This is a genomic window from Vibrio sp. 2033 (genome assembly GCF_033339735.1).
In genome coordinates this window covers 1-534 of record NZ_JAWOVC010000754.1, presented here as the reverse complement: position 1 = coordinate 534, position 534 = coordinate 1, and the positions used below count along the sequence as shown (strand labels likewise).

The window sequence follows — 534 nt, the reverse complement described above, 5'->3', positions numbered from 1 at the left end:
GCCTATGACATCAAATTGCGTTATCGAAAAAACAGCCCGAATATTTATCAAATCACCTGTAGCGGCATTAAAAACCAGTTCCCTACGCAACTACTCACGATCTGCGATGGCCTAGACAGAATGCTTTACAGTCCGCGTTCACCTCTCAACTGGTTTACGAAACGTAAACGCTTGAAGATCTACAAACGCGCGCCAAGCACTCACAATTTTTATCGCTTGGTTAATCACAGTGCTATCGGAGAGTTACGCTTGGACGATGAAGGAAAACCGAGTCACATCGGCATTCTGACTAGCGACGGGGAGGAGATTAACATCCCTCCAACTCGCGCAGAAGATAAAGGAAAATAACCTGTCAGGTCGGTGCTAAATTTGATACGACACCTTGAGATTTACCGTATCTATTACCATCTTAAAAGAAAACAGCTTGGTGCTTACTATGTTTAATTCTCTTACTTCGTTGTTCAAACAACTTATCGCCGGCTCGGATTTGAGCAAAACCAATGCACTGTCGCCAAACATGGCGATCGCATGTCT

The 534-nt window shown here is 44.2% G+C and carries 2 pseudogenes; both read left to right on the top strand.

The window, feature by feature from the left end:
- Window positions 1–348, top strand: a pseudogene (locus R7P74_RS28905) (alkaline phosphatase family protein); the annotation flags it as partial.
- 79 nt (window positions 349–427) lie between these two features.
- Window positions 428–534 (top strand): annotated as a pseudogene (locus R7P74_RS30010) (TerB family tellurite resistance protein); the annotation flags it as partial.